The 20,402-nt window shown below is 69.9% G+C and carries 21 protein-coding genes; 5 read left to right on the plus strand and 16 right to left on the minus strand.

Annotated elements, in window-relative coordinates; translation table 11 throughout:
- Positions 1–124: 124 nt before the first annotated feature.
- Together B1729_RS06750 and B1729_RS06755 are read left to right on the plus strand one after the other, a co-directional pair.
- Complete coding sequence (locus tag B1729_RS06750; RefSeq protein ID WP_163631452.1) at positions 125–937, plus strand: alpha/beta hydrolase; 813 nt, start codon at positions 125–127, stop codon at positions 935–937.
- Complete coding sequence (locus B1729_RS06755; RefSeq protein ID WP_239539467.1) at positions 934–2,337, plus strand: diguanylate cyclase; 1,404 nt, start codon at positions 934–936, stop codon at positions 2,335–2,337. Before B1729_RS06750 ends, B1729_RS06755 begins: the two co-directional genes overlap by 4 nt.
- Positions 2,338–2,442: 105 nt before the next feature.
- On the opposite strand, the gene B1729_RS06760 is transcribed toward B1729_RS06755, so the two are convergent.
- The 10 genes from B1729_RS06760 to B1729_RS06800 all read right to left on the minus strand — a co-directional run bounded on the left by B1729_RS06760 (position 2,443) and on the right by B1729_RS06800 (position 12,545).
- Positions 2,443–3,816, minus strand: a complete 1,374-nt coding sequence (locus B1729_RS06760) for a serine/threonine-protein kinase (RefSeq protein WP_163631455.1) — start codon at positions 3,814–3,816, stop codon at positions 2,443–2,445.
- A gap of 270 nt (positions 3,817–4,086) precedes the next feature.
- On the minus strand, positions 4,087–4,503 hold the full coding sequence (locus B1729_RS06765; protein WP_239539469.1) for an arsenate reductase ArsC: 417 nt from the start codon (positions 4,501–4,503) through the stop codon (positions 4,087–4,089).
- Between the two features lie 44 nt (positions 4,504–4,547).
- On the minus strand, positions 4,548–5,447 hold the full coding sequence (locus B1729_RS06770; RefSeq protein ID WP_239539471.1) for a metalloregulator ArsR/SmtB family transcription factor: 900 nt from the start codon (positions 5,445–5,447) through the stop codon (positions 4,548–4,550).
- Between the two features lie 68 nt (positions 5,448–5,515).
- Positions 5,516–5,686, minus strand: a complete 171-nt coding sequence (locus B1729_RS20570) for a hypothetical protein (RefSeq protein WP_204260148.1) — start codon at positions 5,684–5,686, stop codon at positions 5,516–5,518.
- A gap of 66 nt (positions 5,687–5,752) precedes the next feature.
- On the minus strand, positions 5,753–7,210 hold the full coding sequence (locus B1729_RS06775; RefSeq protein WP_204318879.1) for a glycosylase: 1,458 nt from the start codon (positions 7,208–7,210) through the stop codon (positions 5,753–5,755).
- A complete protein-coding gene (locus tag B1729_RS06780) occupies positions 7,207–8,253 on the minus strand; it encodes a glycosyltransferase (protein ID WP_163631461.1) in 1,047 nt (348 codons plus the stop codon). The genes B1729_RS06775 and B1729_RS06780 overlap by 4 nt, the downstream gene beginning before the upstream one ends.
- The gene (locus tag B1729_RS06785) at positions 8,250–9,383 is read right to left on the minus strand and encodes a glycosyltransferase (RefSeq protein WP_204260146.1); all 1,134 of its coding nucleotides are present in this window, start codon (positions 9,381–9,383) and stop codon (positions 8,250–8,252) included. Before B1729_RS06785 ends, B1729_RS06780 begins: the two co-directional genes overlap by 4 nt.
- Before the next feature lie 153 nt (positions 9,384–9,536).
- On the minus strand, positions 9,537–10,556 hold the full coding sequence (locus B1729_RS06790) for a glycosyltransferase family 4 protein (protein ID WP_163631464.1): 1,020 nt from the start codon (positions 10,554–10,556) through the stop codon (positions 9,537–9,539).
- A 163-nt stretch (positions 10,557–10,719) separates the two neighbouring features.
- Positions 10,720–11,232, minus strand: a complete 513-nt coding sequence (locus B1729_RS06795) for a GNAT family N-acetyltransferase (protein WP_204318882.1) — start codon at positions 11,230–11,232, stop codon at positions 10,720–10,722.
- The gene (locus B1729_RS06800; RefSeq protein ID WP_163631467.1) at positions 11,232–12,545 is read right to left on the minus strand and encodes an NAD(P)-binding domain-containing protein; all 1,314 of its coding nucleotides are present in this window, start codon (positions 12,543–12,545) and stop codon (positions 11,232–11,234) included. Before B1729_RS06800 ends, B1729_RS06795 begins: the two co-directional genes overlap by 1 nt.
- An 86-nt stretch (positions 12,546–12,631) precedes the next feature.
- On the opposite strand from B1729_RS06800, the gene B1729_RS06805 reads away from it, so the two are divergent.
- Positions 12,632–12,982 carry a metalloregulator ArsR/SmtB family transcription factor gene (locus B1729_RS06805; RefSeq protein ID WP_163619237.1) on the plus strand — a complete coding sequence of 117 codons (351 nt, stop codon included), beginning with the start codon at positions 12,632–12,634 and terminating at the stop codon, positions 12,980–12,982.
- On the plus strand, positions 12,979–13,668 hold the full coding sequence (locus B1729_RS06810; RefSeq protein ID WP_163619236.1) for an MIP/aquaporin family protein: 690 nt from the start codon (positions 12,979–12,981) through the stop codon (positions 13,666–13,668). The genes B1729_RS06805 and B1729_RS06810 overlap by 4 nt, the downstream gene beginning before the upstream one ends.
- Positions 13,669–13,680: 12 nt before the next feature.
- On the opposite strand, the gene B1729_RS06815 is transcribed toward B1729_RS06810, so the two are convergent.
- Positions 13,681–14,205, minus strand: a complete 525-nt coding sequence (locus B1729_RS06815; protein ID WP_163631470.1) for a TetR-like C-terminal domain-containing protein — start codon at positions 14,203–14,205, stop codon at positions 13,681–13,683.
- Positions 14,206–14,296: 91 nt separating this feature from the next.
- Between B1729_RS06815 and B1729_RS06820 the strand changes: the two genes are divergently transcribed.
- Positions 14,297–15,010: an MBL fold metallo-hydrolase gene (locus B1729_RS06820; RefSeq protein WP_163619232.1), complete on the plus strand. Its 714-nt coding sequence runs from the start codon at positions 14,297–14,299 to the stop codon at positions 15,008–15,010.
- 28 nt (positions 15,011–15,038) lie between these two features.
- On the opposite strand, the gene B1729_RS06825 is transcribed toward B1729_RS06820, so the two are convergent.
- The 5 genes from B1729_RS06825 to B1729_RS06845 all read right to left on the minus strand — a co-directional run bounded on the left by B1729_RS06825 (position 15,039) and on the right by B1729_RS06845 (position 20,369).
- Entirely contained in the window at positions 15,039–16,433 is a 1,395-nt protein-coding gene (locus B1729_RS06825) for an FAD-binding oxidoreductase (protein ID WP_163631473.1), read from the minus strand.
- Between the two features lie 135 nt (positions 16,434–16,568).
- A complete protein-coding gene (locus tag B1729_RS06830; protein WP_163619229.1) occupies positions 16,569–17,060 on the minus strand; it encodes a bifunctional nuclease family protein in 492 nt (163 codons plus the stop codon).
- An 87-nt stretch (positions 17,061–17,147) separates the two neighbouring features.
- On the minus strand, positions 17,148–18,011 hold the full coding sequence (locus B1729_RS06835) for an alpha/beta hydrolase (protein ID WP_163619228.1): 864 nt from the start codon (positions 18,009–18,011) through the stop codon (positions 17,148–17,150).
- The gene (locus B1729_RS06840; RefSeq protein WP_163631476.1) at positions 18,011–19,261 is read right to left on the minus strand and encodes a glycosyltransferase; all 1,251 of its coding nucleotides are present in this window, start codon (positions 19,259–19,261) and stop codon (positions 18,011–18,013) included. Before B1729_RS06840 ends, B1729_RS06835 begins: the two co-directional genes overlap by 1 nt.
- Before the next feature lie 31 nt (positions 19,262–19,292).
- Positions 19,293–20,369, minus strand: coding sequence for a class I SAM-dependent methyltransferase (locus tag B1729_RS06845; protein ID WP_163631478.1), 1,077 nt, complete (start codon positions 20,367–20,369; stop codon positions 19,293–19,295).
- Positions 20,370–20,402: the final 33 nt, after the last annotated feature.

Raw genomic sequence — 20,402 nt, forward strand, 5'->3', positions numbered from 1 at the left:
GCTCCCCGATTCGATCTCCGGACGCAGTTCGTCGCACACCGAAGCGGCTGTTCGACGGGCAAGCGTCTACGATTCTGCTGGGCGCGTCCTTCCGGCGCGACGGCGACACGGACCTGGAGCACACATGTCGGTCCTCGGTACGCGCGATGCGCTGCAGCGCAACAACGTGACGGTTTCCGGCGCCGCCGGCGGCCGCGCCATGATCTTCGCGCATGGATTCGGGTGCAGTCAGGCGACGTGGGATCTCGTCGCTCCGCACTTCGAGGCGGACCACAGGGTGATCCTGTTCGACCATGTCGGCGCGGGCGGATCGGATCTGTCGGCCTATGATCCGGGCAAGTACGACTCGCTGCACGGCTACGCCGAGGACGTCCTCGAGATCCTCGACACGCTGAACGTGACGGATGTGGTGTTCGTCGGACACTCCGTCAGCGCGATGATCGGCATCCTGGCCGCGAACCGCGACCCGTCACGTTTCGGCGCGCTGGTGCTCGTCGGTCCGTCACCGCGGTACGTGAACGACGGCTCGTATCGCGGCGGGTTCGAGCCCGGCGACATCACGTCGCTGCTGGACTCCCTAGACAGCAATTACCTGGGCTGGTCCCGCACCATCGCCCCCGTCATCATGGGGAATCCGCAGCGGCCCGAGCTGGGCGATCAGCTCACGGCGAGCTTCTGCGCCATCGATCCGGAGATCGCGAGGCACTTCGCCCACGTCACCTTCCTCTCCGACAATCGCGCCGACCTTCCGCTGGTGACCGTGCCGACGCTGGTGTTGCAGTGCAGCGCGGACGCGATCGCTCCCCTCGAGGTCGGGCGATACATGCACGCGGCGATCGAGGGCAGCACTCTGTCGGTGCTGGAGGCCACCGGGCACGTGCCGATCCTGTCCGCACCCGATGAGGTGGTCGCTCAGATTCGCGGGTACCTCGAGTGACGCCTACCAGCGACCCCGGGTGGTTCCACAACGCGCCCTGCGGCCTGATCGCCACCTCGCTCGACGGTCTGATCCTCGAGGCGAACGGCACGATGCTCGACTGGTCGGGCTACAGCGCGGCGCAGGTCGAGGGCCGATCGTTCGCGTCGCTCCTGGATCCGGGTAGCCAGCTGTTCTACGAGACCAGGCACGCGCAGGCATTGCCCTTGCAAGGTCGGCTCAACGAGGTCGCGCTCACGATGCTCCGCGCCGACGGCACCCCGCTGCACGTTCTGATCAACTCGATCCGCGACGCGGCGGCGGGGATGATCCGGATCGCGGTGTTCAATGCGTCCGGGCGCATCGAGTACGAGCGGGATCTCCTGCACGCGCGGCGGGCGGCTGAATCGTCCGAGGCGCAGGTGCGGGTGCTGCAAGAGGTGTCGCGCACGTTCGGTGTCAGCGCGAGCGACGAGGACGTCGCGCACTCCTTCGCCGAGGTCGCCAGAACCGCGTTCGCCGCGCGCGACGCCGGAGTGCTGCTGCTCGACGACGACGGCGAACTCACTCTGGTCGGCGGCACCAACCCGCTCGCCGGCCTGGTTCCGCCGATCGTCAGCCTGCGCAACAGTCCGGACGTCGTCGTCGTCGACGAAGAGACCGCCGCCGGCGAATTCCCCGAGCTCGCCGTCGCGTTGCGCGCGACACGGCTGGCGGCGGTCAGCGTGATGCCCCTGCTGGACGACCGTCGGCGGCTGGGAATCCTGGTCTGCTTCTTCGGGCGTGCCCGGCGGTTCGACGACCAGTTCTTCGCCCTGCAGAAGGCGCTGGGGCGCCAAGCCTCGCAGACGCTGGTGCGCGTGAGGTTGCAGCGCCGACTGGCGTTCCTGGCCCTCCACGACCAGCTCACCGGCGTCGCCAACCGACAGCTTCTCGAGCAGAGCCTCGCCGATGCCCTGGAAGCGGCATCCGCGCGCAACGAACCACTCGCCGTCCTGTTCCTCGATGTCGACGAGTTCAAGTCGATCAACGACCGGTTCGGCCACGCCGTCGGCGACATGATCCTCGTGGAATTGGCTGTCAGACTGAGCGCCGGAGTGCGCTCCGAAGACGTGGTGGGACGGATCGGCGGCGACGAATTCGTCGCCATCTGCGCGAACGCGGATCAGGATGCGGCGACCGCCATCGCCGAGCGCATCCTCCGTCTCACCAACGAGCCCATCATGATCGCGGCGGGGCAGATCTCCGCGTCCGTCAGCGTCGGCGTCTCGATGTTCCACGCCGGGGCGCACCCCCACCCCACACCCGAGCAGCTGCTCGTGCGCGCCGACCGTGCGATGTACGAGTCGAAGGGTGCCGGCAAGAACCGCTTCAGTTTCGAGGCCCCACTCCCACCGAGCCCGGACCACGATACGGCGTAAGGGACCGCGGAGCGCGTCCGAACCCGTGAGAGTCCGGGCCGAGCGGCAGCGGGGACGGCGGTGGAGCCGCACGCCCCACAGATTGGGCGCGGTGAGTGGCGGCGGTCAGTCGTCGCCTTGTTCGTCGCCTTGTTCGTCGTCGCCCTGCTTCTGCTGGTCCTCGAGGCGCTTCTGCTCCTCCTCGGCCTGTTTGCGCTGCTCCTCCTCCAGCTTCTTCTGCGCTTCCTCAGCCTCCTTCCGAGCTTCTTCGGCCGCTTTGCGCTCTTCCTTGGTCATGCCGGGGTCATCGACGACGGTGTCGTTGCCGGTGTCGTCCGCCGGCGGCGGAGAATCGGACGGGTCGGTGACAGCGGGCACGGGCGCAGGCGTGTCCTGCCGCCCGCCCGGCACAGTCGCACCGATGACCACCGCGATCCCCACAGCAACGGCGGCGAGTGCGCCGCCGATCATGGCCATCAGACGCGCCGGCCGACCGCCGCGCACGGGCGTGCCATTCTCCGCCGGTGCGGCCGGCGGGGGCGGGGCGCCAGCGGTGGCCGGCGCACCACCCGCGAGCACCCCCGCCGCGGGCGCGACCAGCGTGGCAGCGGTGAGCGGTACCGTGACGTCGGTGGCGGGCGCCGGCACAGCGACCGCGCCGGCCGGATCGGTGAGCGTGCCCGCCGCGGCCGCCACCTCGGCCGCAGTCGGCCGGCTCTGCGGCTCGGCGTCCATCATGCGCATGAGGAGGTCACGCCAGCGGGAATGCAGCATCGGGGGAATCGCCGGCGGGTTCTCGACGCGCGCCACCGCAGCGGCCATCCCACCGCCGTGAGGATGGGCTCGCTCGCCGGTGAGCGCCTCCAGGAGCACGAGGCCGAGTGAGTAGATGTCAGACGCCGGAGCGGGCTCGCCGCCACGGATCTGCTCGGGAGCGAGATAGGCGACGGTCCCGACCACCAGTCCCGGCGACGTCAGTCGCGACGCATCGAGCAGATAGGCGATGCCGAAATCGGCGAGCTTCGCGCGCGGACGGGAGCCCGGAAGCTGAGCCGGACTCAGCAGGACGTTGGAAGGCTTGATGTCGCGATGGACGACACCGGCCTGATGCACGACGTGCAGCGCCTCCGCGAGCTCGGCGCCCAGGTGCGCCACCGCATCGGGCCGCAGCGGCCCACCCGCCGCGAGCCGAGAACTGAGCGTGGGCCCATCGACGAACTCCATCACGAGGTACTCCGGCTGGCCCGGTACCAGGCGAGCGTCGAACAGCGTCACGAGAGACGGATGATTGAGCGAGGCGAGGACGGTCATCTCACTGCGAGCCCGCTCCGACGAGGCTCCGTCGACACCGGGGCGGATGAGCTTGATCGCCACCGTCCGACCGAGGACGACATCCTCCGCACGGTAGACCCGCGCCATGCCGCCCTCGCCGACGCACTCACCCAGCCGATATCGGCCATCCAGCAACGCGGCCGCCTCCTGGCTGTCGTCGGTTGTCATCGTTCCTCCCACCGCGCAACGCGGAACGCGGGCATCAGCGAAACTAGTCGATCTCCGGTCGCCACGCGCTCCCTTGACACATCCGCCGCAGACGGCGATCGCGTCGGGTCAACGACGGGCCGCGTGCCCTGCCGACCTCGCGTCGGAGCGGAGCGGTGCGCGATCAGCTGGGCAGGAGCTCGCCGACGAGCTGTTCAACCGCTGCGAGACGTTCCGCGGCGCGGTGCAGAACCGGCACTGGTGAGAGAAGCACTCCCTGCGCGCCGCCTGTCATGCGGCACCGCGCGCGGGCAGGACCTCGGTGAGGAGCGCTTCCACCCGACCACGGATCTCGTCGCGGATCGGGCGCACCGCCTCGATGCCCTGGCCCGCCGGGTCGTCCAGTTCCCAGTCCTCGTAGCGCTTGCCCGGGAAGATCGGGCAGGCGTCACCGCAGCCCATCGTGATCACGACATCGGATTCCCGGACGGCGTCGACGGTGAGCACTTTGGGGGTGTTGCCCGCGATGTCGATCCCCTCCTCCGCCATCGCCTCGACGGCGACCGGGTTGATGGCATCCTTGGGCGCGGATCCTGCGGACAGCACCTCGACGTCGTCGCCGCCGAGGGCGCTGAGGTAGCCGGCGGCCATCTGGGAGCGGCCGGCGTTGTGCACGCAGACGAACAGGACGGTGGGCTTCTCGGTCACGGTGGCCTCGCTTTCTCTTGCAAGAAGCATAGACCACCATCTATTCATTCGGTGAGGCCGGCAGATGAACGCTCGGCGACGAGTTCTTGGAGCAGCGTGCGCACTCGCCCGTCGATGTCGTCCCTGATCACGCGAATCTGAGCGGGCGACTTGCCGACCGGATCGTCCAGCTCCCAGTCGACGTAGCGCCGGCCGGGGTAGATCGGGCAGGCGTCGCCGCACCCCATCGTGACGACGACGTCCGCCGCGCGCACCGCTTCGTCGGTCAGGGGTTTGGGGAACTCGTCCCCGAGCGAGACGCCGATCTCATCGAGGGCGCCCACGATGGCGCTGCGCACATCTCCTGCCGGCTCGGACCCGGCCGTCCTCACCAGCACTCGATCACCGGCGAGCTGGCGAAGGATCCCGGCCGCGATCTGCGATCGACCGGCGTTCTGCACGCAGACGAACAGGACGGAGGGCACGGCGCCCGGCGTCCCCTGAGACCGCTTCAGAGCGTCGAGTCGAGCCGCGGTGAACGCGGCCGTCCGACTAGCCAGCATCGGCGACCGCGACCGGCCGGCCAGCAGCTCGTAGCTCTCCACGAGCTTGGCGCGAACGGTCTCCGGACCGAAGACGCCGCGATATCTGAGGGTGAGATCCGTTGCGATCCGCCCCAGGTCGGGATCCGGCGCCGGCCGTGCCCCATCGCCGAGAAGGGCGTCGACACGGGCCGCATAATCCGGAGCGATCGAGTACCAGACCCGACGCCCATCAGGCTCACGGACGACGATGCCCTCGTCGCGCAACGACTTCATATGGTGACTGATGGTCGGCTGCCGGAGCTCCAGCGCATCGGCGATTCGACTCACCAGTGCTTTCCCATCCTCGGACTCGCGGATCAGCCGGAGGATGCGGGCACGCGTCGGATCGCCCAGCGACGTGAGGCTCCCCATCGGATCCATAGACAGCAGTCTATCCGGCGGCGTGGTCCGGCAGGTCGGCCCCGGCCACGCAGATCCCTGACCGTCGGTCAGGGACTGCTGTTGCGGCGGCCTGCCGCGCGTCGCACGAAACCGAAGATCAGGGTGCCGACGAAGAGGATGACGCCGATGATGCCCAGCCACAACAGTCCCTCGAGAGCGAACCCCACGACCGCGAGGATCGCCCAGGCCACGAGGAGGATCACGATCACCGTCAGCATGCCCTCAGGCTACTCCTGCCTCTCCCACGCGTGTGGGTGGGCGGTCGCCCAGCGCCGTGGAGGCGCTTACGGACGGAGGGAGGCGATCACTTCATCGATCCCGACCGAGAAGACCCGGATGCGGTCGTCCCCGACGCCCACGGGAATCCACAGCGTTCCCCGATGTGCGATGGCGCCGCACGAGTACACGACCCGCGGGACGTACCCGTCCCGCAGCATTCGGGCCGGCTGCAGGAGCGGTTCGCGCAGCCGTCCCACCACCAGAGACGGGTCATCGAGGTCGAGCAGGATCGCTCCGAGCGAGTAGGTGCGCAACGGCCCTACGCCGTGTGTGAGGACAAGCCATCCGCTCTCGGTCTCGATCGGCGCTCCGCAGTTTCCGAGCTGGACGAGCTCCCACAGCTCGGTAGGTCGATGGATGATGCCGGCATCGTCCCAGATGACGCCGTCGACCGACGTCGCGAGGGAGATGTTCTCACCGTCGGTGCGGCTGAGGGCGAGGTGGAGGCCCCCGACGAGGCGGGGGAAGAGCGCCATCCCCTTGTTGTGGGCTCCACTGCCGGTCAGGCGGTGGATGGTGAACTCGCCGAGATCCGGCGATGTGATCAGGCGAGGCGCGATGTCGCGTCCGTCGTACGCCGTGTAGGTCGCGCGATAGCCGGTGACGCCGTCGGCACCGGTGAAGCGAACGAACCGCGCGTCTTCCATGCCGCGGTTCTCCTCGGCATCGACGGGCAGGAGCATCCGTCCGCTCAGCGGCGTGGCGGACGGGAAATCGGCCCGGTATGCGGACGCCGCCATGTCGCGCATCGCCTGCGTCGGCCAGCGACTGTCGGGACGGGTCGAGAGCTGGTCCGGAAGCTCGAGGAGGGCGTACTCCAGCTCGGCCACGCTGAACCTTTCGGGAAGATTGCTGAGCACCGCGCTGGCCAGGTCGGTGAGGTGGCCTTCATGCTCGAGCGCGCGGCCGAAGTGCTGTCGCGACCACTCGGCGGCCCGCACGTGGGGAAGCGTCAGGGGCGTCGAGCGTTCCTCGAACGTCCAGCCACCATCGGCATCGATCACTGCTTCGGCGAACCCGATGGACGAGACGTGCCCTTCTCCGATGCAGCGCAAGGCGATGGCCACCCGCAGTTCGTTCGGACCGAGCCCGTCCTGCGAGGGATGCTCAACGGCGCTGGGGTTGCAGAGCGCCGCCCCTTCGACGGCATACTCCGCCGTGAAGGCGGCCCCCAGCACGGCTCCCTGAGCATCCGTCAGAGCCGCGTGGCCCACGATGCGGCTGGCGACAGCTCGAGCATTCGCGGCCAGGAGTTCTGCGACACCAGCGTGCCTGGCCGAGAGCTCCCGGACGACGTCGGCCGCCATCCGCTCCGTCAGGGCGGCCGGTCCCGCGAGCACTCGAGCGATGATCTGCGCGACGCGCGAGTGCGACGAGCGCAGTCCCTCGCCCGGGAGGAAGAACCGTGCCACGACACGGGCCGGATCGTGATCGAGGCCCGCAGGATGCTCGCGGATCGTCACGGCGCCACCCGTTCCAGCACCCCGAGGCGCGCCGCCTGCTGGTACGTGCCGAGGGCCGCGAGTGTGGATTCCGCCCCTCGGTTCTCGTTGCGCCCTCTTGCTTCCAGCCCGTCGAAGCCCGCTCCCGACTCTCGATCGATCATGGGCGTGAGGGCGTCGTTGTCGCCCGTGAACCACGCCCACGCCGCCGCGACTCCGTCCCGCCACGAAGGGTCCGCGGTGAGGTCGAAGGCACGGGCGCACGCATCCGCGATGGCCGCCACCTCGATGGGCTGCTGATCGAACTGCACCGACCTCTGCGCGGGGCCGCGGCCTCCGACACCCGTGACCGACAGGTGGCCGTCACGTGTCTCCACAGAGAGCAGGAACCGCAGCATCGCGAGTCCGCGAGCCACAACCCGAGGGTCGTCCATGGCCGCACCCCCGGCGAGGAGGGCCTCGGGGAGCGCCGCATTGGCGTAGCGCAGGCGCTGCTCGGGCCAGGGCCAGCGGGGGTCGGACGGGACTCCGATCGAAGCGACCCCGTCCAGCAGCAAGGCGCGAGCGGAGAGATCGTCGGGGTCGGCGCTGAGCACGTCCACCGCTCCCAGAGTCGCGAACGCCATCGCCCGCCCGTGCGGTGATCTCGAGGACGCGGCGCGGTGGAACGCGATCCGGGCGCGCGAGCGATCGGAGGCAGTCGGAAGATCGACGGATGCCGCGCCGAGCGCGCGCACCGCGCGACCCCACCAATCGCCGAGCCCGGCATCGTCTGTCCACGTGCCACCGGCATCCATGCGGTTGTGCACCCGGCCGTCGACGTCGACTGAGGCCTCCAGGAATCGGAGATACGTGCTGACCAGCCGCTCCAGTTCCGGGGTGCGCTCCGGCTCACGCAGCAGAACGACGAGAGCGCGAGCGACATCGTCGACGCAGTAGCCGTGATTCCGGCGGGGCTCATCCAGGAGCGCGTGCTCGAAGAGGCCGTGACCGTCCGACATGGCCAGGAGGTGGGCGAAGGTCGGCGCGCCGGACGCGTCGCGGTGGCTGTCGTGACCGGTCATGCCGCGATCGCCACCATACGGTCGGCCAGTGCGCGGTACTGCTCGGCAACCGCCGGCCACGAGGCATCCTGCGTGTCGCGCAGCGCAGCGTCGTGCATCTGCCGCGCCGTCGCTTCCGCCCCGAGGATCGTTCGGAGGGCCTCTGCCATCGACTGCGGGTCCTGATGCCGGGCGATCATGCCCGCTCCCCTGCTCAGCAGCTCGACGGCGTGCGGGAAGCCTGTCGCCACGACGGGCACTCCCGCAGCCACGGCCTCGATCAGCACGCCGGACGTCGCCTGGTCACGCGAGTCGTAAGGCAGCAGGACGACGTCGGCTCGGGCGACGTGCTCGGCGAGCTGGGCGTCGTCGAGGTAACGGTCGTCGAGTGTGACGACGTCGGTGAGGTCGAGTTCGTCGATCAGCCGCTGCAGCGTTTCGCGGTAGCGCTCGCCCTCACGGGCGAGCACCTTGGGGTGTGTCTGACCGGCGATGACGTACTCCACCGGGGCGCCGGCATCCTGCAACCTGGCCGAGGCGCGGATGCCCCACTCGATCCCCTTGCCGGGCGAGAGGAGCCCCCACGTGAGGACGCGCTTCGGCCCGCCGTCCTTCGTCACATGGGCCCCACGTGACACCGGCACGCCGTGCGGGATGACGCGGACCTTGGATCGCTTGACACTGTAGGTGCGCATCAGGATCTCACTGGCGTTGTCGGTCATCACGACGACGATCGCGGCCAGCTTGCACACCGTGTCGAGGACGACCCGCTGATGGGCGGTCGGTGCGGTGAGCACCGTGTGCAGCACGACGATCGCCGGTGTGTTCAGCGACCGGAGCAACGGGATGATCTCGTCGCCGTCCGGGCCGCCGTAGATCCCGTACTCATGCTGGACGATCGCGACGTCGCACTCATCGAGCGCACGGACGGCCGCGCGCATGGTCACCCGATTGCGTGCAACCAGCTCGACCGTGCTCGGGATCCGGCCGATCTCTTCAGCACCCCGACGGCTGTCCATGACGTCGAGCACTCGAACGATCGTGGGCGTGTGCGGCTCGCCCACAGCGAGCGCACCGGCCAGAGCCTCGGTGAACGTGGCCAGACCGCAGCGGGTGGGCGGATAGGTGGAGAGGAAACCGAATCGGGTCATGATGACCATCTCTATCGGCCCGGTGTCGATCGACCCCGAGGACTCGAGACGTCTGCCGACGGCATCCCTCGTGGAACTACGCCAGCGTCGCCGCGGTCCGGTTTACGCGACCGGTGAACATGGCCGCGCTTTGGTTCGCACCCTACACCACCCTCATGTGGGACTCCGGGGCGAAGCGAGGACCCTGTCGTAGACCTCGAGGTAGCCGTCCACCATTCGCTCGACGTCGAACCGCTCGCGGGCCCTCGCGCGGACGGCGCGCCGATCGAGCGCCGCCGCAGCGGCGACGCGGTCGGCGGCCGCGGTCACATCGTCGACGACGAAGCCGGTGACGCCTTCATCGATGACCTCGGGCATGGATCCGCGCCGGTACGCCACGACGGGCGTCCCGCACGCCATGGCCTCCACGACCGACAGCCCGAACGGCTCGTCGAAGTGGATGGGATGCAGCAGCACCGCGGCAGAAGTGAGCACGTCTGCCCGCTCGTCCGGGCCCACCGATCCGCGGTACACGACGCTGTCGCCGTCGACGTGGGGCTCGATCCGCTGCGCGAAGTACGCGGCATCCTGCACGATCCCGCAGATCACCAGCCGACGCCCAGCGCGTGCGGCGATCTCGATCGCGTCGGCGATGCCCTTGTCGGGGTGTATGCGCCCGAAGACGACGAGGTCGTCGCCGGTCGACGCCGAGCTGTCGAGTTCGGCCATGTCGATGCCGTGGTGGACCGTCGCGACGTATTCGAGGGCCGGCGAGCGGTCGGCATCCGAGATCGAGACGAAGGCGGATGCCGACCGTTCGTACGCGGGCAGGATCGCCGCTCCCGAGAAGCCGTGGATCGTCGTCACCATCGGCGCCGCCCACTGCGCACCGAACGCGAGCGGCAGCCAATCGAGCTGGTTGTGGACGATGTCGAACTCGGCGGACCGCTCCATCGCACGGGCGACATGCAGCGCCTCCCACACCCGGCCATCCATCTGCGGATCCTCGGCGTAGCCGTGCGGTGCCACGAAGTCGAGCGTCGCCGACGTCTCGGAGTCGGCGGTCGCGAACAGTGTGACGTCGACGCCCCTGCGCACCAGCCCCTCGGTCAAGAGGCTGGTGACCCGTTCCCACGGCCCGTAGTGGCGCGGCGGCGTGCGCCACGCGATCGGTCCGAGCATGGCGATCTTCATGGTCACTGCTCGGCGGCGGCGTGTGCGGGATCCATGCCACCTCCGGCCTCGATCATGAGCCGAGGCTACGCCCGTGCGCGGAATCGGCGAAACGAGGCACGAGCGTTCGATCGCCCGCGTCCGTGCCCGCTGGGGTAGCGACGCATCGCCGCGTCATCCATCGTCACTCGCTCTCGACCGCAGCGCTCCGACGCTCGATGAGCAGCGTGTCCCGCCACGCACCGGCGTGCGGGCCGGCTCCGGAACGGGCGATCCGCTCGCGTCGGCCGACGACCCGGAATCCGGTGACCTCATGAAGGCGCAGGCTCGCGCCGTTCTCGGGGAAGATGCTCGACTGGATCGTCCAGACGCCCGCCGCTTCGGCGGCGGCGATGAACGCGTCCAGCAGGATCCGGCCGATGCCCCGGCCGCGCGCACCGCGGTCGATGTACACCGAGTGCTCCACCACGCCGCGATACGCCGGACGCGACGAGACCGCCGAACCCGCGATCCAGCCCAGCACGATGCCGTCCGCATCGACGGACACGAACCGCAGGTCGGGAAGCCTGCCCGCATCGAACGCCTCCCACGCCGGCGTAGCCGTCTCGAACGTCGCCTCGCCGTCCTGGATCCCCTGTGCGTAGATCGCCTCGACTGCCGGCCAATCCGCCGGCGTCATCTCGCGCACACCGATCATCAACAGCATCCACCCCCGTTGCCGGCGTCGGTCGAGCAGACGCCTGTCGCAGGGAGGACCAGCTCCACGTTCGAGGCGGATGCCGTGTCGCCCGCCAGCCAGGCGGTCACTGAGCGCACCTGCTCGTAACCCGTCGCCAGCAGGAAGGTCGGCGCACGGCCGTAGGACTTCATGCCGACGATGAAGAACCCCTGCTCGGGGTGGGTCAGCTCGCGGAAGCCATGCGGCTCGACAGTCCCGCACGAATGGACGTTCGGATCGATGAGCGGCGCGAGCCGTCGGGGCGCCTCGACGATCTCGTCGAGATCCAGCCGGATCTCCCGAAGGATGTCGAGGTTCGGGCGGAATCCCGTGGCGTTGACCACCACGTCGGTGGCGTGGACAACGACCTCGCCGTGGCGGTGCCCCACCAGCTCGACGCCACCCGCGGCGCGACGGCCGCGGATGATCTCGAAGCCGTCGAGCACGGTGATCCGGCCGTCCGCGACGGCCCGATCGACTCTGCTGCCCAGGCGCGCGCGGTCTGCGAGCTCGTCATCGGCGGAGGACGACACGCGGACCGCTTGCGCGTTGCGGATCACCCACGTGATGGTGGTGCCGGGTTCCTCCCGGGCGAGTTCGACGAGCGCGAGGAGGGTGTTGGCGGCGGAGTGACCGGCACCGACGACCGTCGTGTGGCGGCCCGCGAACGTGGCGCGGTCCCGCCCGAGGACGTCAGGCAGCGCCGGGGTGACGGCATCCGTGATCTCGGTCATGCCGAGCAGCTCCAGCCCGCTCGACGAGAGCGAGTTGGGCGAGAGATAGGTTCCGGAGGCGTCGATGACGGCGCGGGCGGGAACGTCTTCGACCTCGCCGTCCCCGGTGCGGATGCGCACGGAGAACGGAGTGGCCGCGCGCGATCGCGTCCGCGTGCGGTCCATGCTTTCACGCGTGACACCGATCACCTCGACGCCGAGGCGCACACGCGCGGCGATCTCGTCGACCTCGGACAGGGGCGCCACGTACTTCTCGACCAGCTCGGCGCCACTCGGAGCGCGCTCCGGATCGGTGAGCTCCCACCCGCTCCTTTCCAGCAGGCGACGGGATGCCGGATCCACCAGGTGCTTCCAGGGCGAGAAGAGGCGGGTGTGCCCCCACGCACGCACACTGGCCGCGGCCTCCGCGCCCGCTTCGAAGACCACGAAGTCGATGCCGCGTTCGACGAGGTTCGCGGCGGCCGCCAGGCCGATCGGGCCGGCGCCGATGATGGCGACGGGAAGCGTCGAAAGCCGATCGGGTTCGACCACGCGAGGTGTCAGATCAAGCAGAGTCACAGCATCCTCCAACGGATATCGATGAACGTCGATACTGATTGTGAGCCCATCTATCGACACCTGTCAATATCGACTACCCTCGATATATGACCACGACGCTCGAGGTGACCGATGTCACCGCCGCGGCCTGCTGCACACCTCTGGTGCGCGAACCACTGACCGCGGCGGAGGCGGAGCAACTGGCTACGACCATGAAAGCACTGGCCGACCCCGCACGACTGCGTCTGCTGTCGATCGTGGCCGCCTCCGAAGACTCCGAAGCCTGCGTGTGCGACCTGATCGAGCCCGTCGGCCTCAGCCAGCCGACGGTCTCGCACCACCTCAAGATCCTCACCACCGCCGGCTTCCTGACACGCAGCAAGCGCGGCACCTGGGCGTACTTCAAGCTCGTGCCCGGCGCCCTCGACCGCATCTCGCAGCTCCTCGTCGCGTCGTGAGCGGCACTGCGCGCGCCGCCCTGGGCGAGTTCCTCGGCAGCGCGGGGCTGGCCGCGGTCGTCGTCGGATCGGGCATCGCCGCACAGCGGCTGTCGCCCGGCGATGTCGGACTACAGCTCTTCGAGAACGCGTTCGCGACGGCACTCGGGCTCATGGTGCTGATCCTCGTGTTCGCCTCCGTCTCCGGCGCCCACTTCAATCCCGTCGTGACGGTCGTGGACATCCTCCTCCATCGCCGCAGCTGGTCGACAGCGGCCGTCTACCTGCCCAGTCAGGTGCTGGGATGCATCGCCGGCGCCGTTCTGGCGAACCTGATGTTCGCGGAGCCCGCGGTCGCCTGGAGCACGACCGACCGCTCCGGATGGCACCTCCTCCTCGCCGAGGCGGTCGCGACAGCGGGGCTGATCGTCGTGATCTTCGCTCTGGTGCGCACCGGCCGCGGTCAGCTCGCGGCACCGGCGGTCGGCGCCTACATCGGTGCCGCGTACTTCTTCACGTCATCCACGAGCTTCGCAAACCCCGCCATCACCGTCGGTCGCATGTTCAGCGACACGTTCGCGGGCATCGCCCCGGCCTCGGCTCTGCCGTTCATCGCCGCACAGCTTCTCGGCGCTGCCGTGGGATGGGGCGTCGTCCGCGTGCTCTTCCCGGTCGCGGTTCCCGAGCCGGTCGTCGCGCACGGCTGACAGTCCGGTCCGTCAGCCGCCGAGCCCCCGCCGCAGCGCTGCGAGGCCGTACTCGAAGGCCGCGTCGACGTCGCCGCCGAGGCGGAACGCCCCGGCGAGCTCCATGTGGATGAAGCCCGTAGCCCACGCCGTGACGAGGCGTGCGGCGTCGAGCGCGTGCGCCTCCCCCGCGACCCCGGCGGCAGTGTCCACCATGATGAGACCCGCGCGATCGACCAGCTGCTGCGGCGCCGCCGCAGCGAAGATCAGGCGGAAGCCCTCGGGGCGTTCGTGCGCGAGCGCCCGGTAGGTGCGCGCGAGACCTTCGAGGGACCGATCGGATGCCTCGAGCCGGCGTGTCAGATCCTCGACGGTGGCGCCGGCGACGGCCTCGACGAGAGCGTCACGGTCGCGGACCCGCTTGTACAGCGACGGCGCACGCACACCGACCTTCTCCGCGACCCGCTGCATGGTGAGCCCCGCGGGTCCGGACTCCTCCAGGATGTCGCGCCCGGTGGCGACGATCTCGGCATATGACGTGCGTACCGGCGTCGGCATGCGGCATCCTTCCATCGGCTATTGACAATAGCCATCATAGCTAACTATCGTAGCCATGCCTACCCGGACCCTCACTCCCGAAAGATGCGCCATGAAGCTCGCACCCCACCTGCACCGCATCGGCAACGACATCGTCGCCGCCTATCTCGTCGTCACCGACGACGGGGTCACCGTCGTCGACGCCGGTCTTCCCGGTCACTGGAAGGACCTGGTGCGCGAGCTCGACGGTCTGGGCCTGTCGCCCGACGACGTGAAGGGCGTGGTCCTGACCCATGGCGACAGCGACCACATCGGGTTCGCCGAGCGCCTGCGCCGCGACCACGGCGTGCCCGTCTACGTGCACGAGGCCGACGCCGAGCGGGCCCGCACCGGCGAGAAGCCCAAGGTCTCCGCCGGCCCGATGAAGTTCGGCCCGACTGTCGGCTTCTTCGCCTACGCGCTGCGCAAGCGCGCCATGCCGACGACCTACGTGTCGGAGGTCGTCGAAGTCCACGACGGCGACGTGCTCGACCTGCCGGGGTCCCCGGTGGTCATCGGGATGCCGGGGCACTCCCCTGGCAGCATCGCCGTCCACGTGCCCCTCGTCGACGCCGTCTTCGTCGGCGACGCGCTCACCACCCGCCACGTTCTGACGGGTCGTGAAGGCATGCAAGCCGCCCCGTTCACCGACGACCCCGACGAGGCATCGGCGTCTCTCGACCGCCTCGCCGGCGTGTCGGCGTCGTGGGTCCTTCCCGGCCACGGCGCGCCGTGGCAGGGTTCGCCGGCGGATGTCGCGGCCGCTGTGCGGAGCGGAGCGGCCTGAGCCGCTCCGCTCCACAGCGGGCCCCGGGTCAGACCGGGCGGGCGGCCGTGAACAGGTTCGCCGGGTCGTACGCGAGCTTGAGCTGACGCAAGCGCGCCCATGCTGGGCCGAAGGCGGCCGAGCGGTCAGCGTCCGGCCCCTCGATGAACGTCAGCGCCAGGGCATCGATGCGCCACGGCTCGAGCGCCGCGACGCCCGCGTGGACCGCAGCCGTGGCGGCGGGAAGCGCCTCCGCAACCGGCACCATCGAGACGGCGTGCACCAGGTAATCGCCCGCCAGCGACGCGATCGCGCCGCCGCCGACCGGGCGACGGGCCGCGGCGCCGCCGAGGTGTCGCAGCTCCTGCACGAAGATGCCGGGCGTCGCCGCCGCAGCGACGAATGCCTCGACGGCTGCGTCGGGGAGGTCGCCGAGCATCGCGTGGTGGTTGGCCGACGGCGTCGGCTCGGGCGGGTCCATGTGCACGCCGACCAGCGCGGGCGCGGGAATGCGCGCGAACGTGTCGATCTCGGGCTGCAGCGCACGCAGCGGCTCGAGCAGAGCGGATGCCGCGGCATCCGTCTCTTCGATGGCACCGTCGATCACGACCACCGAGCGTCCTGAGAGGAACGGCGGGAGGTCAGGCAGCGGCGGCAGGTTCAGGATGCGGAGGGTCGTCGTCGCGGTCTCGGGTGCGGACTTCGTCCACTCCGCCCACGCACGGGACACCTCGGCGGCCCGCGCGGCATCCCACAGCAGCATGCCGGCGAAGATCTCGGCGATCGGAAGCAGGTCGATCTCCATGGCGACCACGACGCCGAAGGCGCCGGAGCCACCGCGCAGCGCCCAGAAGAGGTCGGGGTGCTCGTCCTCGCTCGCCCGCACCAGCGTGCCGTCGGCCGTCACGACCTCGACGGCGCGCACCGCGTTGACGGCGAGACCGTGCGCCCGGGCGTAGAACGACAGACCGCCGCTGAGCATGTAGCCGACGACCGACACGTCGCCGGCGCTCCCGTGCGGTGCGGTCAGCCCGAGCGGCGCGGCCGCCTCGAGCACGTCGTTCCAGAGCGAGCCGCCCAGCACCCGCGCGGTGCGCGCCGCGGCGTCCACCTCGACGCCGCGCAGCTCCCGCAGTGAGACGAGCACGGTGTGGCGCAGGTCGGTGCCGGCGAGCGCCCCGGCGCCGTGACCGGTCGACTGCGGCGCGATGCGCAGCCCCGACAGTGCCACGGCGTGCACCATGTCGATGACGTCCTCGGCCGACGCCGGAAGCGCGACGGCGAACGGATGCTGCGCCACGGCGGTGTTCCAGGGCGTGCGCGCGGCGTCGAACCCGGCGTCGCCGGGAAGCAGCACCCGGTCGCCGAGCGCGGCTCGCAACTCGGCTGCCGCCGCTCCGGCCGCAGCCTGAGGGACGTCGATCGCGAGGTCGTTGAGGGACATGGGGATGCCTTTCGGTGAGCGGATCGCGACGGAGGGTATCGACCGGCTCCGTCGTCGGGCCCGGCGCATCGGGCGCGGGCCACCCCACTGATGAGCACGGCACGTCACCCCAGATACATGGGCGACGACGGTTTCTCAGCTCTCGAAGTCCTCGGGTTCGACCTCGTCGAGGAAGCGCTTGAACTCGTCCAGACGCTGCGAGGCGTCGGTCTCGGTGAGCACGTCGGGCACGCCGGCCTCGGCCAGCACCTCGTCCGCGACCCACATCGGCGCACCCACGCGCGAGGCGAGCGCGATCGCATCCGACGGCCGTGCATCGACGATGCGGTCGCCCAGCGCGGTGGACAGCGTGATCTCGGCGAAGAACGTGCCGTCCTCGATGCGGGTCACCTCGACGCGCGTCGCCGAGGCATCCAGCGCGGTGAGCATCAGGCCCATCAGGTCGTGGGCGAGGGGGCGGGGAACGTCGGCATTCTCGACGGCGACCAGGATCGAGGTCGCCTCGAGCTGCCCGATCCAGATCGGCAGCACGAGCCCGTCGCCCGGAATCTGATCGACCGGCTTGAGCAGCAGGACGTGCTGCCCGGAGGCATCGAGCGCCACGCCGGCCACGCGAACCTGGACCATGACGCGCCTCCTCTCGCCGCGGCATCCGTCTGCGTCATCTTTCGTCTGGCCATCGTAGGCTCGGCCGGCCGCAGTCGGACAGAGGGGTCACAGGCGTGTGATGAATTCCCGCAGCAGCAGATTGACCTTCACCGGGTCGCGCGCCTGGGGCAGATGTCCCCCGCCGTCGATGACGACGAGGTCGCCCCCGGTGATCTCGGCGGCGATCGGCCCGCGCCGCGGGTCCTGGCACATGTCGAGCGACCCCGTGATCACCAGCACCGGGCATCGGACCGCCTCGCAGATCGCCCGCGACGCAGGGATGTCCGCGGCGAGATACGTCGATGCGTCTTCGAGGAGCAGCATGTCGGCGCCGGCCCCCATCGACCAGTCCACGCAGTCCTCTACCTGCTTCGTGGAGTGCGGCTCAGGGAACATCTGCCCGAAGAAGAACTGCGACCAGTCGGCCCAGTCCTGCTTCCAGTAGTGGCGGTTCTGCTTCTGCCAGCCTTCATACGAGTCGCGCTGCGCGTCGAAGTCGAACGCGATCCGGTGCGGCAGCGGCTCCGTCAGCCGCACGCCCGGGTTGATCGCGCACGCCCCGAGCACCCGCCCGGGACGCTGGCCGGCCATGATCAGCGCGTGCCCGGCGCCCGTGCACACCCCGACCAGCACCGCCTGATCCGCGCCGATCGCATCCAGCACGGCCCACTGGCCGGCGATCACCACGCCATCGTCCATCTGATCGGGCGAGGTGGGCGTGCCGCTCAGCCCGTTGCCCGGCGGGTCGCTCACCACCACACGGAAGTGCCGCGCCAGGAACGGGATCTGCGCCTTCCACGCCCGGCTGTGCACGATCACGTCGGGCATGAGCAGATACACGGTGGGCGCGCCGTCGCCGTACACCTCGTAGTGCACGGCGATGCCGTCGCGGTCGACGAAACCGCTCGTCGTGGGTTCGAGCGCGCGCATCAGATCAGCTCCGCCAGCATCGCGGCCGCGCGCGCCGCCCCATCGGTCTCCACGCGGCGATACGAGACGTCGCGCGAGACCTCGGCCACGAGTGCCGCGGCGAGCGCGTCGGGATCGCTGGCTTCCGAATAAGGGATGCCACGCCCGGCGCCGTAGTTCTCCAGCCGATGACGCACGTGGAAGTTCTGCTCGAAGTGGTTCTCGAGCGGCACGAAGAGGAAGGGGCGCCGGGCCGCGGCCAGCTCCATGCACGTCGTGAGCCCACCCTGGACGATCGCGACGTCGCAGGCGGCCAGCGCCCGATAGAGATCCGGGACGAATCCGCGCACCCGCACGCCCTGCCTGCGCGGCAGTGACGCGGGATCGATCCGGGGACCCGTCACGACCAGGAACCGCAGCGCCGGCAGCAGGCGGCGCGCGAGGGGCACGGCATCCATGACCCTGCCGAGCAGTGCACGGCCCACACCCGAACCGCCGACGGTCACTACGCACAGCACATCATCGGGACCGTAGCCGAGCCTTGCGCGCGTCCGGGCGCGCTCCTCGTCGGTCGGCGGCACGAAGCCGGTGATGTACCCCGCGAAGTCGAAGTGCGCCGTCGTCCATTCGCGGATGCCGGGGAGCCCTGGCCCGAACGACTCGTCCACGATGTCGTCGGGGTTGCCGACGAAGATCGAGCGGTCGCGCAGCCGCCGGTAACGCGCCCGCTGCTCGAGCATCTCGGCGTTGTAGTCGGCGGTGAGCGCGGCTTCGGCATCCCCGCCGCTCGGCATCGGCAGCCATCCCACGAAATCCGTGAGCCACGCGAACGCGAACCGCTTGAGCTCCGGGTTCTCATGCAGGAAGTAGTCGACGTCCCACGCCTCGTCGCCGATCACGAGGTCGTAGTAGGTCTCGTCGACGACGTCGTTGAAGACCATGAAGTTGTTCACGAGGATCTCGTCCATGCGCCGGATCGCCCGGAAGGCGTGGAGATCATGGTCGGCCGACTCGTCCTCGATGTGGGCGGATTCGTTGGCAAGGAGGGCGGATGCCGGGTGCACAGGTTCCCCGGCATCCGCCAGCACGCGCGTGACCGGATGCTGCGCCAGCCAGTCGATCTGCAGATCGGGGTGGAGTGCCCGGAGCTCCTGCGCGATGGCGACGTCGCGGCGGGCGTGGCCGAGCCCGATCGGGGACGACAGGAACAGTGCCCTGCGCGGACGACGCTGCGCCCGCACCCAGGTATGGCGGTTGCCCATGGCGGCCATTCCCTCAGTCTGCCCCTGTCGTCGCGCGGAGTCAGGGCCGCGCCTCGATCACGCGATTGAACGGCGTCTCGGCGACCGTGCGGAACCGGGTGAACCCGGCCGTCGAGGTCACGTCGCGGATCCGTGCCGGTCCCGCCTGTGTGCCGAGGGCGAGACCGACGTCCTGCGAGAGCGAGGACGGCGTGCACAGCAGCGTCGAGAAGCCGTAGTAGGCGCGGCCGACCGGGTTCAGATTGTCTTCGACGTGGTCGCCGGCCATCGGCTCAACGATCATCCAGGTGCCGTCGTCGGCGATCGCCTCGCGCACCCTGCGTGCGGCGCCGACGGGATCGCCCATGTCGTGGAGGCAGTCGAACATCGTGACCAGGTCGTAGCCGCGGCCCCCGAACTCCCGGGCGGACGCGACCTCGAAGCGCGCGTTGTCGACGCCCGCCTCCGCGGCACGGGCGCGCGCCGTCTCGATGGACTCGGCATGGTAGTCCGAGCCCACGAACGTGGAGTCGGGGAAGGCCTGCGCGAGCAGGACCGTGGATGCCCCGTGCCCGCAGCCCACATCGGCGACGAGCGCGCCGGTCCGGAGCTTCTCCTCGACACCCTCGAGCGCCGGGATCCAGGACCCGACGAGGTTCGCGTGATAGCTCGGGCGGAAGAAGCGCTCGCAGCCGACGTGGACGTCCGAGCCGTGCTGGTGCCAGCCGTAGCCGGCGCCGCTGCGGGCGGCGTCCACGATGTGCTGCGTGTCATGGACCGTGCCGAGCGCGATCTGAAAGAACCCGGGAAGGAACGCGGCACTGTCGGGGTCGGTCATCGCGAGCGCGTGCTCAGGCGGCAGCGTGTAGCGCTTCGTGGCCGGGTCATAGGTGACGTAGCCCCCCGCGGCCTGGGCGTTGAGCCACTCTCGCGCGTACGGCTCGGCGGTCTGCGTGCGCTCGGCAAGCTGGGCCGGTGTGCTCGCTCCGTACTCGGCGAGGTCCCGGTAGTACCCGAGCTTGTCGCCCATCACGACGAGTGCGGCGTTGAGGGTCGCGCCGACCTCGTCGACGGCGCGGAAGACGAAGCTCATCAGCTTGTCGGTGTCGATCTGGGCGGGTGGGGCGGTGAGAGACATCAGCGGCTCCTTCGGTCGGTGGTGTGCGGCGTG

It is taken from the genome of Microbacterium sp. B35-04 (assembly GCF_010634885.1).
In the GTDB taxonomy this organism is placed as follows: Bacteria; Actinomycetota; Actinomycetes; order Actinomycetales; family Microbacteriaceae; genus Microbacterium.

Excerpts from the sequence above, each read along its gene's own strand:
- B1729_RS06750 (WP_163631452.1), top strand. The coding sequence starts at position 125 with ATGTCGGTCCTCGGTACGCGCGATGCGCTGCAGCGCAACAACGTGACG.
- B1729_RS06760 (WP_163631455.1), bottom strand. The coding sequence starts at position 3,816 with ATGACAACCGACGACAGCCAGGAGGCGGCCGCGTTGCTGGATGGCCGA.
- B1729_RS06770 (WP_239539471.1), bottom strand. The coding sequence starts at position 5,447 with ATGGATCCGATGGGGAGCCTCACGTCGCTGGGCGATCCGACGCGTGCC.
- B1729_RS20570 (WP_204260148.1), bottom strand. The coding sequence starts at position 5,686 with ATGCTGACGGTGATCGTGATCCTCCTCGTGGCCTGGGCGATCCTCGCG.
- B1729_RS06780 (WP_163631461.1), bottom strand. The coding sequence starts at position 8,253 with ATGACCGGTCACGACAGCCACCGCGACGCGTCCGGCGCGCCGACCTTC.
- B1729_RS06785 (WP_204260146.1), bottom strand. The coding sequence starts at position 9,383 with ATGACCCGATTCGGTTTCCTCTCCACCTATCCGCCCACCCGCTGCGGT.
- B1729_RS06790 (WP_163631464.1), bottom strand. The coding sequence starts at position 10,556 with ATGAAGATCGCCATGCTCGGACCGATCGCGTGGCGCACGCCGCCGCGC.
- B1729_RS06795 (WP_204318882.1), bottom strand. The coding sequence starts at position 11,232 with ATGATCGGTGTGCGCGAGATGACGCCGGCGGATTGGCCGGCAGTCGAG.
- B1729_RS06805 (WP_163619237.1), top strand. The coding sequence starts at position 12,632 with ATGACCACGACGCTCGAGGTGACCGATGTCACCGCCGCGGCCTGCTGC.
- B1729_RS06815 (WP_163631470.1), bottom strand. The coding sequence starts at position 14,205 with ATGCCGACGCCGGTACGCACGTCATATGCCGAGATCGTCGCCACCGGG.
- B1729_RS06820 (WP_163619232.1), top strand. The coding sequence starts at position 14,297 with ATGAAGCTCGCACCCCACCTGCACCGCATCGGCAACGACATCGTCGCC.
- B1729_RS06825 (WP_163631473.1), bottom strand. The coding sequence starts at position 16,433 with ATGTCCCTCAACGACCTCGCGATCGACGTCCCTCAGGCTGCGGCCGGA.
- B1729_RS06830 (WP_163619229.1), bottom strand. The coding sequence starts at position 17,060 with ATGGTCCAGGTTCGCGTGGCCGGCGTGGCGCTCGATGCCTCCGGGCAG.
- B1729_RS06835 (WP_163619228.1), bottom strand. The coding sequence starts at position 18,011 with ATGCGCGCGCTCGAACCCACGACGAGCGGTTTCGTCGACCGCGACGGC.
- B1729_RS06840 (WP_163631476.1), bottom strand. The coding sequence starts at position 19,261 with ATGGCCGCCATGGGCAACCGCCATACCTGGGTGCGGGCGCAGCGTCGT.
- B1729_RS06845 (WP_163631478.1), bottom strand. The coding sequence starts at position 20,369 with ATGTCTCTCACCGCCCCACCCGCCCAGATCGACACCGACAAGCTGATG.